Below are 14,282 nucleotides of genomic sequence, written 5' to 3' on the forward strand. Positions count from 1 at the left end.
CGCGCCCGACGCCACCACCGCCTGCCGCCGCGCCGGTCACGCCGCCTGCTCCCGCGCGGCCGACCCCACCGGCGCCGCCCGCCGCAACTCCGGCGCCGCCGCCTGCCCCCAACGCGGTTCCGGGTCCGCGGCCGGGATCGCCTCCGCCGCCCCCTCCAGCCGCGACCACGCCGCCGCATTCGCCACCTCCGGGCGCCGCACCCTCGCCGCAGCCGTCCCCGGGCCAGACTCCTCCGCCTCCCGGAGCCGAGCAGCGTCCGGGCCGGCCGGGTGCTGGCGGGCCGCCTCCGGGCGCCCAGCCGGGAGGCCCACCGCCGCGTGGCGCGCCGACGCCGCCGGCTGGAACGGTGGCGCCTGCACCGGGAACGCCACCGTCACCATCCCCGGCAACGCCTCCGGCAGCCCAGACCCCTGCGCCGGGCACGCCTCCGGTCGCCGGCAATCCGCCACCGGGCGGACGTCCCGGCACGCCTCCGGGCGGTCCCGGCGCACCCCCGCCAGTGGCAGGACCTGGTGGGGCTGGTCCCGGTGGACCGGGAGCTGGACCCGGTGCGGGCCCCGGCGCGCCGCAGGCCGGGCCCGGCGCCGTACCTCCGGCCGGACCGCCGGCGATGTCGAATCGCCCGCCACCGCAAGTGGCTGCGCCGATTCCGGCACCGCCACCCCCGACGCAGCAGCAGCTGACGCCCATCGCGCCCGGCGCGCCCATGCAGGGACCGCAGCGGCTCGAGGACTTCCGTGGCCAGCGCCGCGAGGTTCAGGAGGGCGGTCGTACGCTGATCTACGAGCCCGGCCGCGTCATCGTGCGCGATCCGAGCGGTCAGACCTTCGTGCGTCACGACGAGCTCGAGCGCTTCCGCTACGGCGCGCGTGACATCCGCGTCCAGCAGGAGCGGGGCGAGACGCGCACCGTCGTGATCCGTCCCGACGGCAGCCAGATCGTCACGATCACCGCTCCGGACGGCCGGCTCTTGCGCCGTATCCGCCGTGACATCGGCGGCCGCGAGATCATCATCATCGACAACACCTACCGCGATCCGCAGGCGGTCGGCGGCTTCTATGTCGATCTGCCGCCGCCGGAGATCCGCATCCCCTACAACCGCTACATCGTCGACGCCGAGGAGGCGCCGCCGGACGTCATCTACGACACGCTGATCGCGCCTCCGGTGGAGCGCGTGCAGCGGCGCTACTCGCTCGACGAAGTCCGCTACTCGCCCTCGGTGCGTCAGCTGATGCCGTCGATCGATCTCAACACGATCACCTTCGAGACGGGGTCGTGGGAGATCAGCCCTGACCAGGTGGCGAAGCTGCAGGTCATCGCCGACGGCCTCAACCAGGCGATCCAGCGCAATCCGCGCGAGGTTTTCCTGATCGAGGGCCACACCGACGCGGTCGGCAACGAGACCGACAATCTCTCGCTGTCGGACCGCCGTGCCGAATCGGTGGCCACGCTGATGACGCAGCAGTTCGGCGTGCCCGCCGAGAACCTGACCTCGCAGGGCTATGGCGAGCAGTACCTCAAGGAGCAGACGCAGGGCCCGAGCCGCATCAACCGCCGCGTCACGGTCCGCCGCATCACGCCGCTGCTGAACGGCGGCCAGGCCGCGCTACCGCCGCCGCCCCCGGGCACCGCGCCGCCGCGCTGAGGCGATGGAGAAAGAAAATGGCCGGGAGCGATCCCGGCCATTTTTTCTTAGTGGCAACCCGTCGCGTCTAACTCGGTGTCGTCCCGGCCTCGAGCCGGGACCCATAGCCACCGAGTCAAGTTTTGCGATGGCTGGAGCTACAGCCAGCTTTCACCATTCCAAGCGGTAATTATGGGTCCCGGCGTTCGCCGGGACGACGTCGGTAGTTGTTGTGCGAGTCTCGCTCCGAGGCAATCAGCTCAGCTCTTGTCGCCCTTGTCGTGGCCGAGCTGGAAGATCTGCGCGCCGTCCGCGCCGGACAGCAGGCCGGTGTCCGAATAGAGCTTCAGCTTGGTGCGGGTGTCGGTGATGTCGAGGTTGCGCATGGTCAGCTGGCCGATGCGGTCGGCCGGCGTGAAGGCGGCGTCCTCGACCTTCTCCATGCTCAGCCGCTCCGGCTGATAGGTCAGGTTCGGGCTCTCGGTGTTGAGGATCGAATAGTCGTTGCCGCGGCGCAGCTCCAGGGTCACTTCGCCGGTGATGGCGCGTGCGACCCAGCGCTGGGCGGTTTCGCGCAGCATCAAAGCCTGCGAGTCGAACCAGCGGCCTTGATAGAGCAGGCGGCCAAGACGCATGCCGCTGATGCGGTACTGCTCGATCGTATCCTCGTTGTGGATGCCGGTCAGCAGCCGCTCATAGGCGATGTGCAGCAGCGCCATGCCCGGCGCTTCGTAGATGCCGCGGCTCTTCGCCTCGATGATGCGGTTCTCGATCTGGTCGCACATCCCGAGGCCATGGCGGCCGCCGACCGTATTGGCCTCCAGGAACAGCGCGACGGGATCGGTGAACGTCTGGCCGTTGAGCGCGACGGGCTGGCCCTCCTCGAAGCGCACCACGACGGTCTCGCGCTTGACGACGCAGTCCTCGCGCCAGAACGGCACGCCCATGATCGGGTTGACGATGCGGATGCCGCTGTTGAGGTTCTCGAGATCCTTGGCCTCATGGGTGGCGCCGAGCAGGTTGCTGTCGGTCGAATACGCCTTCTCGGCGCTCATCTTGTAGTCGTAGCCGTTGGCGGTCAGGAATGCCGACATCTCGGCGCGGCCACCGAGCTCGTCGATGAACTGCTGGTCGAGCCAGGGCTTGTAGATCTTGAGGTTGGGATTGGTGAGCAGGCCATAGCGATAGAATCGCTCGATGTCGTTGCCCTTGTAGGTCGAGCCGTCGCCCCAGATGTTGACGCCGTCCTCCTTCATCGCGGCGACCAGCATGGTGCCGGTCACGGCGCGGCCGAGTGGCGTGGTGTTGAAGTAGGTCGCGCCGCCGGTCGAGATGTGGAAGGCGCCGGACTGGATCGCGGCGATGCCCTCGTGCACCAGCTGGGTGCGGCAGTCGACCAGGCGCGCCTTCTCGGCGCCGAAGCTCATCGCCTTGCGCGGAATCTCGTCATAGTCGGACTCGTCGGGCTGGCCGAGATTGGCGGTGTAGGCGAAGCAGCGCGCGCCCTTCTGCTTCATCCAGAGCAGCGCCGCGCTGGTGTCGAGGCCGCCGGAAAAGGCGATGCCGACTTTCTCGCCCTTGGGAAGGCCTTTGAGGATCGTGGTCATGGGGAGTCCAACCGGTGTTGAGGGCTGCGCCGTTCAGAAATTCGGGCGCGGATAGCAGATTTCGACCCGCGGGGCACGCGATTAATGTCGCAGGAGCCGCGCTCAGGCCGCGGGGCTGGTGTCCGGCTGGCGGCGGCCGAACAGGCGGCGCATCAGGCGGAAGCCCGGCATGGCAAAACGAGTCAGCGCGGCATCGACGCCGGCATCGGTCAGGCGCGTGGACGGCCAGCGGTAGATATAGCCATGCAGCAACCAGATCACGAGGAAGGTGACGAGCCCGGCGGCGGCAATGTCGGTGAAGAAGTGGCCGCCGAACGCCATCCGCAGCACCGAGGTGGCGAGGCCGAACAGCACGGCGGCGCCGTAGGCGACCGGCCGGATGGCAGGCGGGGTGAGCGCGGCCGGCGCCAGCGTCCAGAATGCGGTGGCGCCTTCGCCGGAGAAGAACGAGCAGTTGCGGCCGCAGCCGCCGCGCGGATCCCAATATGGCACGAACTGCATGTCGCCGCCGAACTCGGTCACGACCACCGGGCGCGGCCGGCCCCAATAGGATTTGAAGGTGAAGTTGGTGAGCACGCCGGCCGATAGCGACAGGGTCAGCAGCAGGAAGGCAACGGTGCGGCCCTTCACCAGCAGCGGCCGGTCGGGACGGATCAGCTTCACGACCAGCGCGACGATGGAAGGCAGGGCAATGCCCCAGGCAATCCACATCGCCGCATCGCGGGCGAACGACGCGGTGCCGTCGAGCTTCACGGGAAAGCTGCGCGTGTGCGGATCGTAGAACAGCGCGGCGAGCTTGAGGTCGAGCTCGGGATAGACGCCGAACAACACGCCGATGACGAGCGCGAGCGACAATGCGATGAAGAGGCCGTTGCGGTTCATGACGCGCGGTTTAGCGAAAGCGGGTGGCGATGGAAAGGCTCAGCGCGGCGAACCCGACGGTAGGGGCGGCGGCGATTCGCGCCAGCGGCCGGCATTGCGGCCGGCGATCAGCCAGTAGACGAGGCCGCCGAGGATGCCCGCGCCGGTCAGGATTTCGAGCTGGCGGCGGACGATGCCGTCGAACTGGAACGTCTCGGGATCGAACGGGATCAGGCCGAGATAGCAGGCGACACCGACCAGGCCGCCGCCGATGGCGTAAGCGAGCACGCTGCGGATGGAGAACGCCTCGGTGATGAGGGCGATCAGCAGCGCCGGGATCAGCGCGAAGCCGGACACGAAGATGAAGCCGAAGCCGATGACGACCTGGAGCGCGCTCTGGTCGATCGGGCCGATGCCGATGTCGGAGAATTCCGGAATCAGGATCGCGGTGACGACGACAAGCCCCGCGACGAAGCTCGCGAGCAGGAACGCGAACGCGATCACGATGAGCCGGCCGATCAGCGCCATGGCGTCGAACCCATGTTGGTCATCGCGTGAGTCAATCGAGGACTCGCTTCCTCCACTCGTCATGGCCGGGCTTGACCCGGCCATCCATCTCCGACGAGTTTTGCGGAGGGAGATGGATGCCCGGGTCAAGCCCGGGCATGACGATGGTGCTGGGAGATGCAGGCGCGGACAATTTTCAATCCGTCATCGCCATCGCGCGCAGCGCTTGGCGCTCCCTCGCCGACAGCTTCTCGGTCTCCGACTTCAGCTGGCCGCAGGCGGCGAGGATGTCGCGGCCGCGCGGCGTGCGCACCGGCGAGGAGTAACCGGCGTTGAAGACGTATTCGGAGAACTTCTCGATCTGCTCCCAGTCCGAGCATTCATAGGCCGAGCCCGGCCACGGATTGAACGGGATCAGGTTGATCTTGGCCGGAATGCCCTTGAGCAGCTTGACCAGCAGCCGGGCATCATCAAGCGAATCGTTGACGCCCTTCAACATCACATATTCGAAGGTGATGCGGCGCGCATTCGACGCGCCGGGATAGTCGCGGCAGGCCTGCAAGAGCTCGGCGATCGGATATTTACGGTTGAGCGGCACCAGCTCGTTGCGCAGCTCGTCGCGAACGGCATGCAGCGAGATTGCCAGCATCACGCCGATCTCCTCGCCGGCTCGCTTGATGTTCGGCACCACACCGGAGGTCGACAGCGTGATGCGGCGGCGGGAGATGCCGATGCCTTCATTGTCGGAAACGATCAGCAGCGCATCGCGCACTGCGTCGAAATTGTAGAGTGGCTCGCCCATGCCCATCATCACGATGTTGGTGACGAGGCGGTTGCCGAGCGGCGTCTCGCGGTCGGCCCAGTCGTTGAGCCGGTCGCGCGCCACCATGATCTGGCCGACGATCTCGCCGGCCGTCAGATTGCGCACCAGCCGCTGCGTGCCGGTATGGCAGAACGCGCAGTTGAGGGTGCAGCCGACCTGGGAGGAGACGCACAAGGTGCCGCGGTCGGTCTCGGGAATGTAGACGCATTCGACCTCGTGCGCCTTCTGCAGGTCGTCGCCGCTCGGCAGCCGCAGCAGCCATTTGCGGGTGCCGTCGTTGGAAATCTGCTCAGCCACCACCTCGGGGCGGTCGACCGTGAAGCGCGCGGCCAACGCGGTGCGCGTGTCCTTGGAGACCGAACTCATCTCGTCGAACGATTGGGCGCCGCGGAAATAGATCCAGTGCCACAGCTGCTGCACGCGCATCTTCTGCTGCCGTTCCGGCACCCCGAGCTCACCGAGTCTCGCGGCCAGCTCCGCGCGCGACAATCCGATCAGCGACGGCTTGGCCGGCGGCACGTAGGTTTCGAGCGGAATCTTCTCGAGGGGCGCGGCGGCGTCGCGCAGCCCGGCAGTCGTTGCCATGTCGATGGGCCCAAAATGCTGCCCGGCCGCTGCGGCCGAAGGCGTTCAGCGGGGTTATATAACGATCCGGCCGGCAAATGCGACCCGTACGACCGGCGGTATCAGCGGCGGCAGTCCTGGGCGATGCGGTCGAGCGCCTGAGCGAGGCCCTTCAGCGAAAAGACGTCGGTGGTCTCGGTGCCCTTGGCGGAGACGCCCTTCACCACGGCCTCGGAGCCCTTGCGCATGGCTTCGACCATGCGCTCCTCCTCGGCGGCATTCTTGATCCAGAGCCCGTCGCCCTGAGTGTACATCGCATAGGAGGCGCCGCCGACATCGAGCGAGGCGTCGGAGCCCGGCTTCAACGCATAGCCGATCATGATCGACACCTCGTTGAACACCTTCTCGGACGGCCGGGTCGAGACGAAGGCATAGGCCGGATCACGCGGGCGATTGGCCGGATTGGTCTTGGAGGAGGAGGGCTTGGCCAGTGCGAAGCACACCTTCTTGCCGGCCGGCATCGCCGTATAGGCGCCCCAGCCCCCGAACTGCCCGATCAGCGTCGGTTCCGCGCCGCCGATGCTGGGCACCGCCGGCTTGGTGTCGGCCTTGGGTGCGGCCTTCGGCTGCGGGGCGGGCGCGGCCTTGGGCTGTGCCTTCGGTGCAGCCGTCTGGGCTGCAGCCAGGCCTGGAACTCCGAGCACGAGCGCGCTGGCCGCCAGCGCTATCGACAATCGCAAAAACAACATGATTAAGCTAAGTCCCCCGCGATCTCGTTCCACCAACATTGTGACTGGAAAATGGCCCGGATTCGCAGACGGCCTGTGGCGAGGGATAGCGGCTTCGGGCGTTGCTTGCAAAGCCGGATCGATCGGGCGGCCCGGCGCAGCTTCGAGCATGTTGTCGACATCGAGCGCGACCGCGGCCGGGAGTGCATCGTCTTGAGGGCCATGTCGTTCCGAGAGACGGTATTTGGTCGGCGGACGAAGCGGCTGCTCGCCTTGCCGATTGTCGCGCGATCGCAAATCCGGCATGACGTTCCAAAAGCCGGACACGATCCGGACAACAGCTGAAGGAGCGCCCATGAAAGCCATTCTCTGCTCGCAATTCTGCCAGCCCGACGATCTCGTGCTTGCCGACGTTCCTGATCCGGTGGCCGGTCCAGGCGAGGCGGTGATTGCGATCAAGGCTGCGGCGCTGAACTTCTTCGACATCCTGATGATCCAGGGCAAGTACCAGATCAAGCCGCCGTTCCCGTTCTCGCCTGGCGCCGAGGTCGCAGGCGTCATCGAGAGCGTCGGCGACGGCGTCACGGACCTCAAGGTCGGTGATCGCGTGGTCGCTTCCTGCGGGCACAACGGGGCAAGGCAGAAGATCGCGCTGCCGGCCGCGTCCATCGTCAGGATTCCCGACAATCTGGACTTCGACCGCGCGGCAGGCATCATCATTATCTACGGCACGGCGCTGCATGCGCTCGAGGACCGCGCCAGCCCGAAGCCGGGCGAGACGCTGGCGGTGCTCGGTGCTGCCGGCGGAACGGGACTTGCCGCCTGCGAGCTCGGCAAGCTGATGGGCCTCAAGGTCATTGCCTGCGCGTCGTCCGACGAGAAGCTCGAATTCGCCAGGCAGCATGGCGCGACGCTGACCTTGAACTACGCCAAGGAGGATCTGAAGGAAGGCCTGCGCCGGCTGACCGACGGCAAGGGCGCCGACATCATCTTCGATCCGGTGGGCGGAGCCTATGCGGAACAGGCGCTGCGCTCGATCGCCTGGGAAGGCCGCTTCCTGGTGATCGGCTTTGCCGCCGGCGACATCCCGAAAATGCCGCTCAATCTGGCGCTGCTGAAGGGCTGCGATATCCGCGGCGTGTTCTGGGGCGCCTGGACCCGGCTCAATCCGGCCAAGAACCGCGCCAATCTCGAGAAGCTGGTGCAGTGGACCGCGGAGGGCAAGCTGTCGTCCCATGTCGACCGCACCTTCCCGCTGGCGCAGACCGCCGACGCGCTCAAGGTGCTTGCCGGCCGCCAGGCCATGGGCAAGGTGATCCTGCATCCCTGAGCGGCGGGATTGAATACGGGGCCGCGGGACGCCGTCGTCCGGTTTGAGAACTCGTGCAAGGGATCGAACCGAATGCGGGCCCGCGGTCAGGCGGGATGCTCCGCGTGCCTGCCGGGATGATCGCGGCCGATTGAGGCGCCGCACAGCCCGGCAATTGTGCGAAGGCCGCCCGTCCGTTCTCCCGAATCTGCAACCTGAAGCCGAAAATCCGAAAACGAGCGTTTCTTGGTTAACGCAACCTGCACCGATTGTGGCAGGGTTAATTCACCATCTTATCCCTTGTTATCTCGCCATTTCTCGATTTGCTGCCGTGCGACGTCGCATGTGCGTCGTCACAATCAGATCAAAATATTTCCAGAATCATGCCGGGTCTCGTCCACTTTTAGTCGGATTCAATTAGTCAATTAGTTGTCGGCAGTGGGGTGCCTCTAGCAATCGTGACGTGTCTCGAGCTTCTGACGGGCTTGGGACCAAAAGTATGTTGCGTGAAGTTGAGATGGGGAAGAAGGCCATGGCTGAGCGGATGACGCGCGGGCGGTTCAACGACAGATCTTCAACCAGTCCTGATTTCAGGCCGTTCCCAGACGAACCTCCTCAGGAGCGCCCGCCGAATTATCGGTTCGGCCGGTCCGTTCAGGATCACTATCCGGCCGACGAATCGATGCCGATGTTCCTCTCCGAGTATGACGGCGGCAACCAGATCGAGAGCACCGAGTTCGAAGATCAATGGCCGACGCGGGCGCGTCGTACCTCGATCTCCTCGCGCATCCTTCTCGCCGTGGTCGCCGCCGCGGGCGTCGCCGTGCTGTTTGCACTGGTCACCTCCGACGCAACGCGCGACCTGATCGCCAGTGCCAAGGCATCGATCGTCGGCTCCGCGCCGGATCCGACCGCGCCGCCCCAGGCGAGCGGCACGGAGCTGACCGCCCGCGACATGCAGCTCAACGAGCCGGCGCGGCTGGCGCCCGAGCCTCCGGCCGCGGCAGCGGCGCCGGCGCAGATGGCCGCGGTTGCGCCGACCCGCGATGACATCGCCAACGCCTATCAGACCGCCCTGCAGAACCGGGTTCCGACGCCGCCCGCGCCAGCCGCGCCCAGCGCCGCCGCCGTGCCTCCGGCCATGGCGCCTTCGTCCATCACCTCACCCGGTGCCGGAGCTGCGATCGTGGCGCCGGGTCTCGGCGCGGTGACGGCCGCGCCGCCGCCGCCCCAGGCTCGGCGGTTGGAGCCGGATGAGCTGTCGGGCATCATGAAGCGGGCCAAGGGGCTGCTCGCCGCCGGCGATATTCCGTCGGCCCGCCTGTTGCTCGAGCGTGCGGCCGAGGCCCAGGAACCAGCCGCCGCGCTGATGCTGGCGCAGACCTACGATCCTCACGTTCTCGGGACCAAGGACATCCGCAACATCAATGCTGATCCCGCCGCGGCGCGGAATTGGTACCGGCGTGCCGCCCAGCTCGGCTCGTCCGAAGCCCAGCGCCGGCTCGATCAGCTGCAGAATTGAAGCCACGTGACGGCAGCGCTGCCGCCGCGTTTCATTTTTTCGTTTCACGCATGATCATCGCGTCGTTCATGGGCAAGTCCGGGCGAGTCCCGGCGCTGCACGCGTTCCGGCCCGCAATCATGTACCAGCTTTGATCGAGGGGACACATGCGACGTCTTATTGGAGCGGCGATGGCCGCAATGATGATAGCGTGCGGCTTTTCCGCTCACGCCGAGGAGGGCGAGTTCGATCCCGCCAAGGTCAGCGACAGCCTGAAGGCGATCTTCCAGTTCGGGTCGGTTCAGACCAAGCAGGCGCTCAACGCCAATACGGTGACGCTGATCACAGGCACGATCGGCGGCACCTATGTGCAGTTCGGCGCCGACCTGGCTTCGCTGCTCGATGACGGCAACAACCTGCGGGTCCTGCCGATCGTCGGACGCGGCTCGGTGCAGAGCGTCGCCGACATCCTGTTCCTGCAGGGCGTCGATCTCGGCGTCGTCCGCGCCGATACGTTGGACTATCTGGAGCGCAAGGGCTTCGCCAAGGACATCAAGCGCCAGTTCACCTACGTCACCAAGCTCTACAATGAGGAAATGCAGGTCATCGCGCCGCGCGCGGTGCGCAATCTCCGCGACCTCGAAGGCCGCCGCGTCAGCGTCGACCTGCCGAATGGTGGCACCTTCGTCACGGCTCTGACCGTGTTCGAGCGGCTCGGCCTGCGCGCCAACTTCGCCTATATCGAGCAGCGCATCGCCATGGAGAAGCTGAAGCGGGGCGAGCTCGACGCGGTCATCGTCGTCGGCGGCAAGCCCTACAAGTCGGTCAGCACCTTCGTGAATGACGGCCGCTTCCATCTCGTCAATGTCGACTACGACCGGCCGCTGCAGACCGATTATCTGCCGGCGACGCTGACGGCGAAGGACTACCCGAACCTGATCGCCGAAGGCGAGAAGGTCGATACGATTGCGGTCCCGGCCGTGCTCGCCGCCTATAACTGGGCGCCCAACACCGACCGCTACCGCAAGCTGGCGACCTTCGTCGACGCGTTCTTCACCAAGTTCCCGGCGTTCCAGAACCCGCCCTTCCATCCGAAGTGGAAAGAGGTCTCGCTCTCGGCGCCGCTCGCCGGCTGGCAGCGCCTGCCCTCCGCCAGCAAATGGCTGGAGAGCCACGCGATGGAAGGCGCGCAGCGCGATCGCTTCGATGACTTCCTGAAGCAGAGCAGCACCGGCAGGGCGCTGCCCAGCGAAGCCGACCGGGAAGCGCTGTTCAAGCAGTACCAGGCGTGGGAAGCCGAGAAGACCGGCAACGCCCGCGCGCAGGCGCGGCCCCAGCGCTGAGCCGCTGCCGCCTGGCGTCCGTTCGCGGTCGATATCGACGGAAGAGAAAAGCCCTGCTCGCGCAGGGCTTTTTTTGTCGTCCGCGCACCGTCTGATGCCTACGGAGGGGATGACGCAATCGGCGCCGGTCAGTTCAGCCGCTCGCCGCGCCTTCCTGTTCCAGATCGACGTCCTCGTCCGCCTCGAGCCGCGCGAGCGCCGCACGGGCTGCCGCGCGATGGTCGGGCGTGATGTGCGAGGCCACCATGCGGATGGCCGTGGCGAGCACTGCGGCATCGTCGGTGAAGCCGAGCACCGGCATGACATCGGGCAGAAAGTCGAACGGCAGGATGAAATAAGCGAGCGCGCCGAGCAGCGCGACCTGCACATGTCGCGGCGTCTCCTTGTCGAAGGCGCAGTAATAGGCGGCGAGCAGATCCGCGGCGAACGGGATCCTGGCCACGACCTGCTTGAACTTGATCCAGAACCGCCGGCGAACGCTGTCGCGATCCCGCGCCAGCCGGTCGGCCGGCTCGAAGCCAACGCTGTAATCGGTCGTATCCGGCGCCATTTGCGCAATCTCCCGAGGTCTCCGCGACACGCCATTGGCGCGGGCCCTACCCGTCATGTGGGGACCCGGTGCGGTGCTGCAAGATGATCCGGCAGCGGTGCCGCCGCAAATGGGACAGGCAGGTCACATTGACGGCGAGCGCAACCCGGCAGGCGCTGCGCTCGCCGGCATGTCATTTCGGCACGGCCTTGTAGGCCAGATAGGCCGCGTGGCTCAGGCCAAGCAGCGAGACGAAGCCGCCGTCGACCGGCGGAAACGTCGAGACCGGCGTCATGGTCTTGAGCACATTGAAGATCGAGCTGCCATAAACGATCAGCAGCAAGGCCGTGAAGGTGAGCTGCTGGACCTTGCTGATGTCGACATAGTCGGCATCGTTGGTATCCCCCCGGATGATATCGAGCCAGCGGGCGTCCCCAGGCGTCGCCTTCGTCACGACCTGGCCGCGCGAATCCGGCGGGGCCGTGAGCGTGTCGGACTTCTGGAGGTTGGCGCTGATCGTCTGCAGCCGACTCGGATCCGCCCCCTTCTGCTTCTCGCCGAGGATCGACGACGATGCGACGAAGCTGAAGCTGCCGATCCCGAGCAGCGCCCACACGCTGGCAGGAATCTGGATCTCGAGCGGGTTGGCCACGCCGATGCTGACATTCGAAAGCCCCGCCGTGAACAGTGCGCTGACCAGGAGGACGGTCCAGAGCACGATCTGGACGCGCGACAGGCTGACCTTGTTGCGTTCGTCGATCAGGACGCCGTCCCAGCGCCGCTTCTGCGCCACGCCAATGATGACGAACACCACGATCAACATGAGCAGCGTCAGCAGCCAGGTGACTGGACGTCCAAGCCCGACCAGGCTCGCGATGCCTCCGGTGTCGCCGCGCACCAGATTGGCCGCGACGAGAAAGATCAAAACGACGATCGTTGCAGACATGATGAGTCTCCCCTCGTTCGATTGCCTCGTCGTCCCAGGCCGGCCGACGAGCCGGCCTGGGACAAGCTCATTGCTCCGATGCCTCGAACACCCAGCCGTTCGGCTTGCCGGAATTGCTGTCGGTGCCGGCAGCGTAGAGTCGCAGGCGGCCTCCGATGCGGGATACGACCGCGCGGCCCTGGGCCTTGAAGAAGGTCGCGTCCTTCACACCTTCCGGAAGCTCGGCGAGGATCTTGAACTCGGTGCTGTAGCCTCGCCGTCCGATCTTCCTGGCGTAGATCGTGTGCGGCGCCGGGCCCTGGTCCGCGATCGTCAGCACGTCGCCATTCAGCCTGACCGTGAGCGTCTCGAAACCCTTGTCCTGGCTCGGAATGGTGGGCGTGGCTGGATTGGAGAAGCTCAGATGATTGCTCATTTGCACCGAGAACGCGTCGAGATCGGGCGCGGTGCTGCCGGCCAGGATCCCGTAGACGCCCTGAGCGATCGTCCGACCCAGCGGGACGCCGCCGACCGCGTCCGACTGCGTCAGCAAGCCGTCCGCGTCCGTCGCCGTCGTGCCGTCGAACCGCCAATGGACGCCGAGATAGACGCGGCTGACCGCGTTCTCGTACATCGCGTCGATGAGACGCTTGTAACGCCGGGCGTGTCGCGTTCGCCGCGTTCCGTCGGCATCGTGGCTCAGTCCGTTCAACTCGTCGGACACGAAGCTGAAGCCGATCGTGTCGGCCTGGTGGCACGGTACCTTCAGGAACAGCCGCACCATCTCGAACACGGCGCCGCCGAAGGTCGCATGCCCCGACGGATAGGCCGGGAAGTGCGGCGTGAAGTTGCGCTTCTGAGTGTTGGTGCTCGGCGCGCCGACCGGCTCCCAGAACGGATCGGCGTCGGCGTCGATCGATACGACCGGCCCGGCATCGGGGCCGAGGCCATCGCCCCTCTCACGGATGCCGATCACCGGACGCCACAGGTCGTAGACGTATTTGTAGTGCCACGCATCTATCGCCGCCTCGGCCATCGCGACGTTGACGAGCATGAGCAGCCGAAGATTGTTGACCAGCGCGGCATCCGCGGTCTGCTCCTTGTTGATGTCGGCAAGAATGGCGGTCACGATCTGGTTGTAGAGCCGCGGCGGCGTACCGATCTGGGCTGCACCGTCATAGGCCCAGAACGTCCCGATCGCGCTCTCGTCGGCGGTCCGCGCGGAGCCGTTGCGGTGGCCCTTGCTCATCACTTCCTTGTAGTGCCGGAGGTACAGCGGGTCCTGCTCGTCGAGCGCGGCGCCGTCATGGCCGGGCGGGGGCGAAAGCGGTTGATGCGCCGCCATCACGAAGTGCCGCGTCTCGCCGTAGCATTGACCGAGCAGGCCCTGCTCCTCGTTGAACGGGTCCGGACGATGGTGCCCGCGCTTCCACGAGAACATCGCCGCCTTCGAGACCTCGGAGCCGTCTTTGAAGCGGTCGGCGATGACGTTGCGTCCGACGCGGATGCCGAATTCGGCGGCCGCCTCGACGTTGCTGCTGATGGCGGCGAGCGCGCCGGACAGCGCGACGTCGAATCGATCGCGTTGCGACGGATAGAGCTCGTTGAGCACGACGAAGGCGGCTTGCGAAATCGCCGCTATGACGTCGTCGCGGGAAGCCGGGCTCGGCAGGATGATCTGGTTGGAGGGGAGGATCGGATCGCAGTTTTCCGGATTCAACGGTGCCCCGCGGGGCACCAGGCCGAAATAGGCGTCGTGCATCGCGACATGAACCATCGCAAGAGCGCGCGAGCTCAAGGTCGGGCCGCGCTGGTTGCGCGCCGCCATGGCGCCGGTGTGATCGATACGGTTTGCCTCGAGGGCTGTCGTGTTCCAATAGAGGGCAGGATCACTCATCTGTTTCTCCGTTCGTAGACGGTTGACGATTCCCGCCGTGACCCAGCACGGGACGTGCCTCGG

General features: G+C 66.5%; 13 protein-coding genes. 5 read left to right on the forward strand and 8 right to left on the reverse strand.

Annotation, left to right across the window (positions count from 1 at the left end; all coding sequences use genetic code 11):
* Positions 1 to 1,646, forward strand: a 1,646-nt coding sequence (locus HL666_RS34300; protein WP_246741621.1) for an OmpA family protein, incomplete at its 5' end; no start/stop codon positions are given.
* Positions 1,647 to 1,885: 239 nt separating this feature from the next.
* On the opposite strand, the gene argG is transcribed toward HL666_RS34300, so the two are convergent.
* The 5 genes from argG to HL666_RS25145 all read right to left on the reverse strand — a co-directional run bounded on the left by argG (position 1,886) and on the right by HL666_RS25145 (position 6,736).
* Positions 1,886 to 3,232 carry an argininosuccinate synthase gene (gene argG, locus HL666_RS25125; RefSeq protein ID WP_172184168.1) on the reverse strand — a complete coding sequence of 449 codons (1,347 nt, stop codon included), beginning with the start codon at positions 3,230 to 3,232 and terminating at the stop codon, positions 1,886 to 1,888.
* 102 nt (positions 3,233 to 3,334) lie between these two features.
* Complete coding sequence (locus HL666_RS25130; protein WP_172113052.1) at positions 3,335 to 4,114, reverse strand: phosphatase PAP2 family protein; 780 nt, start codon at positions 4,112 to 4,114, stop codon at positions 3,335 to 3,337.
* A gap of 39 nt (positions 4,115 to 4,153) precedes the next feature.
* Positions 4,154 to 4,621 carry a hypothetical protein gene (locus HL666_RS25135; RefSeq protein ID WP_172113051.1) on the reverse strand — a complete coding sequence of 156 codons (468 nt, stop codon included), beginning with the start codon at positions 4,619 to 4,621 and terminating at the stop codon, positions 4,154 to 4,156.
* A 175-nt stretch (positions 4,622 to 4,796) separates the two neighbouring features.
* Positions 4,797 to 6,008, reverse strand: coding sequence for a dual-specificity RNA methyltransferase RlmN (gene rlmN / locus HL666_RS25140; RefSeq protein WP_172184170.1), 1,212 nt, complete (start codon positions 6,006 to 6,008; stop codon positions 4,797 to 4,799).
* Positions 6,009 to 6,109: 101 nt separating this feature from the next.
* On the reverse strand, positions 6,110 to 6,736 hold the full coding sequence (locus tag HL666_RS25145; protein WP_172113049.1) for an invasion associated locus B family protein: 627 nt from the start codon (positions 6,734 to 6,736) through the stop codon (positions 6,110 to 6,112).
* A gap of 51 nt (positions 6,737 to 6,787) precedes the next feature.
* Here HL666_RS25145 and HL666_RS25150 point away from each other — a divergent pair, with 51 nt between their 5' ends.
* The 4 genes from HL666_RS25150 (at position 6,788) to HL666_RS25165 (ending at position 10,868) form a co-directional block, all read left to right on the forward strand.
* Positions 6,788 to 7,060, forward strand: a complete 273-nt coding sequence (locus tag HL666_RS25150) for a hypothetical protein (protein ID WP_172184172.1) — start codon at positions 6,788 to 6,790, stop codon at positions 7,058 to 7,060.
* Positions 7,061 to 7,070: 10 nt separating this feature from the next.
* Entirely contained in the window at positions 7,071 to 8,045 is a 975-nt protein-coding gene (locus tag HL666_RS25155) for an NADPH:quinone oxidoreductase family protein (protein WP_172113048.1), read from the forward strand.
* Between the two features lie 511 nt (positions 8,046 to 8,556).
* Positions 8,557 to 9,546, forward strand: a complete 990-nt coding sequence (locus HL666_RS25160) for a hypothetical protein (RefSeq protein WP_172184173.1) — start codon at positions 8,557 to 8,559, stop codon at positions 9,544 to 9,546.
* A 146-nt stretch (positions 9,547 to 9,692) separates the two neighbouring features.
* Entirely contained in the window at positions 9,693 to 10,868 is a 1,176-nt protein-coding gene (locus HL666_RS25165) for a TAXI family TRAP transporter solute-binding subunit (protein WP_172184175.1), read from the forward strand.
* Between the two features lie 133 nt (positions 10,869 to 11,001).
* Here the strand turns inward: HL666_RS25165 and HL666_RS25170 are convergent, their stop codons facing one another.
* The 3 genes from HL666_RS25170 to HL666_RS25180 all read right to left on the reverse strand — a co-directional run bounded on the left by HL666_RS25170 (position 11,002) and on the right by HL666_RS25180 (position 14,219).
* A complete protein-coding gene (locus HL666_RS25170; RefSeq protein WP_172184177.1) occupies positions 11,002 to 11,418 on the reverse strand; it encodes a YkvA family protein in 417 nt (138 codons plus the stop codon).
* A gap of 172 nt (positions 11,419 to 11,590) precedes the next feature.
* On the reverse strand, positions 11,591 to 12,343 hold the full coding sequence (locus HL666_RS25175) for a hypothetical protein (protein WP_172133714.1): 753 nt from the start codon (positions 12,341 to 12,343) through the stop codon (positions 11,591 to 11,593).
* Positions 12,344 to 12,410: 67 nt separating this feature from the next.
* Entirely contained in the window at positions 12,411 to 14,219 is a 1,809-nt protein-coding gene (locus HL666_RS25180) for a vanadium-dependent haloperoxidase (protein WP_172184178.1), read from the reverse strand.
* Positions 14,220 to 14,282: the final 63 nt, after the last annotated feature.

Source organism: Bradyrhizobium aeschynomenes (genome assembly GCF_013178945.1).
Taxonomy (GTDB): Bacteria; Pseudomonadota; Alphaproteobacteria; order Rhizobiales; family Xanthobacteraceae; genus Bradyrhizobium; species Bradyrhizobium aeschynomenes.

What these genes read in the sequence shown, in the direction of transcription:
- rlmN (WP_172184170.1), bottom strand. Translation starts at nt 6,008, where the DNA reads ATGGCAACGACTGCCGGGCTGCGCGACGCCGCCGCGCCCCTCGAGAAG.
- HL666_RS25165 (WP_172184175.1), top strand. Translation starts at nt 9,693, where the DNA reads ATGCGACGTCTTATTGGAGCGGCGATGGCCGCAATGATGATAGCGTGC.
- HL666_RS25130 (WP_172113052.1), bottom strand. Translation starts at nt 4,114, where the DNA reads ATGAACCGCAACGGCCTCTTCATCGCATTGTCGCTCGCGCTCGTCATC.
- HL666_RS25180 (WP_172184178.1), bottom strand. Translation starts at nt 14,219, where the DNA reads ATGAGTGATCCTGCCCTCTATTGGAACACGACAGCCCTCGAGGCAAAC.
- HL666_RS25175 (WP_172133714.1), bottom strand. Translation starts at nt 12,343, where the DNA reads ATGTCTGCAACGATCGTCGTTTTGATCTTTCTCGTCGCGGCCAATCTG.
- HL666_RS25145 (WP_172113049.1), bottom strand. Translation starts at nt 6,736, where the DNA reads ATGTTGTTTTTGCGATTGTCGATAGCGCTGGCGGCCAGCGCGCTCGTG.
- HL666_RS25150 (WP_172184172.1), top strand. Translation starts at nt 6,788, where the DNA reads ATGGCCCGGATTCGCAGACGGCCTGTGGCGAGGGATAGCGGCTTCGGG.
- HL666_RS25135 (WP_172113051.1), bottom strand. Translation starts at nt 4,621, where the DNA reads ATGGCGCTGATCGGCCGGCTCATCGTGATCGCGTTCGCGTTCCTGCTC.
- HL666_RS25155 (WP_172113048.1), top strand. Translation starts at nt 7,071, where the DNA reads ATGAAAGCCATTCTCTGCTCGCAATTCTGCCAGCCCGACGATCTCGTG.
- HL666_RS25170 (WP_172184177.1), bottom strand. Translation starts at nt 11,418, where the DNA reads ATGGCGCCGGATACGACCGATTACAGCGTTGGCTTCGAGCCGGCCGAC.
- HL666_RS25160 (WP_172184173.1), top strand. Translation starts at nt 8,557, where the DNA reads ATGGCTGAGCGGATGACGCGCGGGCGGTTCAACGACAGATCTTCAACC.
- argG (WP_172184168.1), bottom strand. Translation starts at nt 3,232, where the DNA reads ATGACCACGATCCTCAAAGGCCTTCCCAAGGGCGAGAAAGTCGGCATC.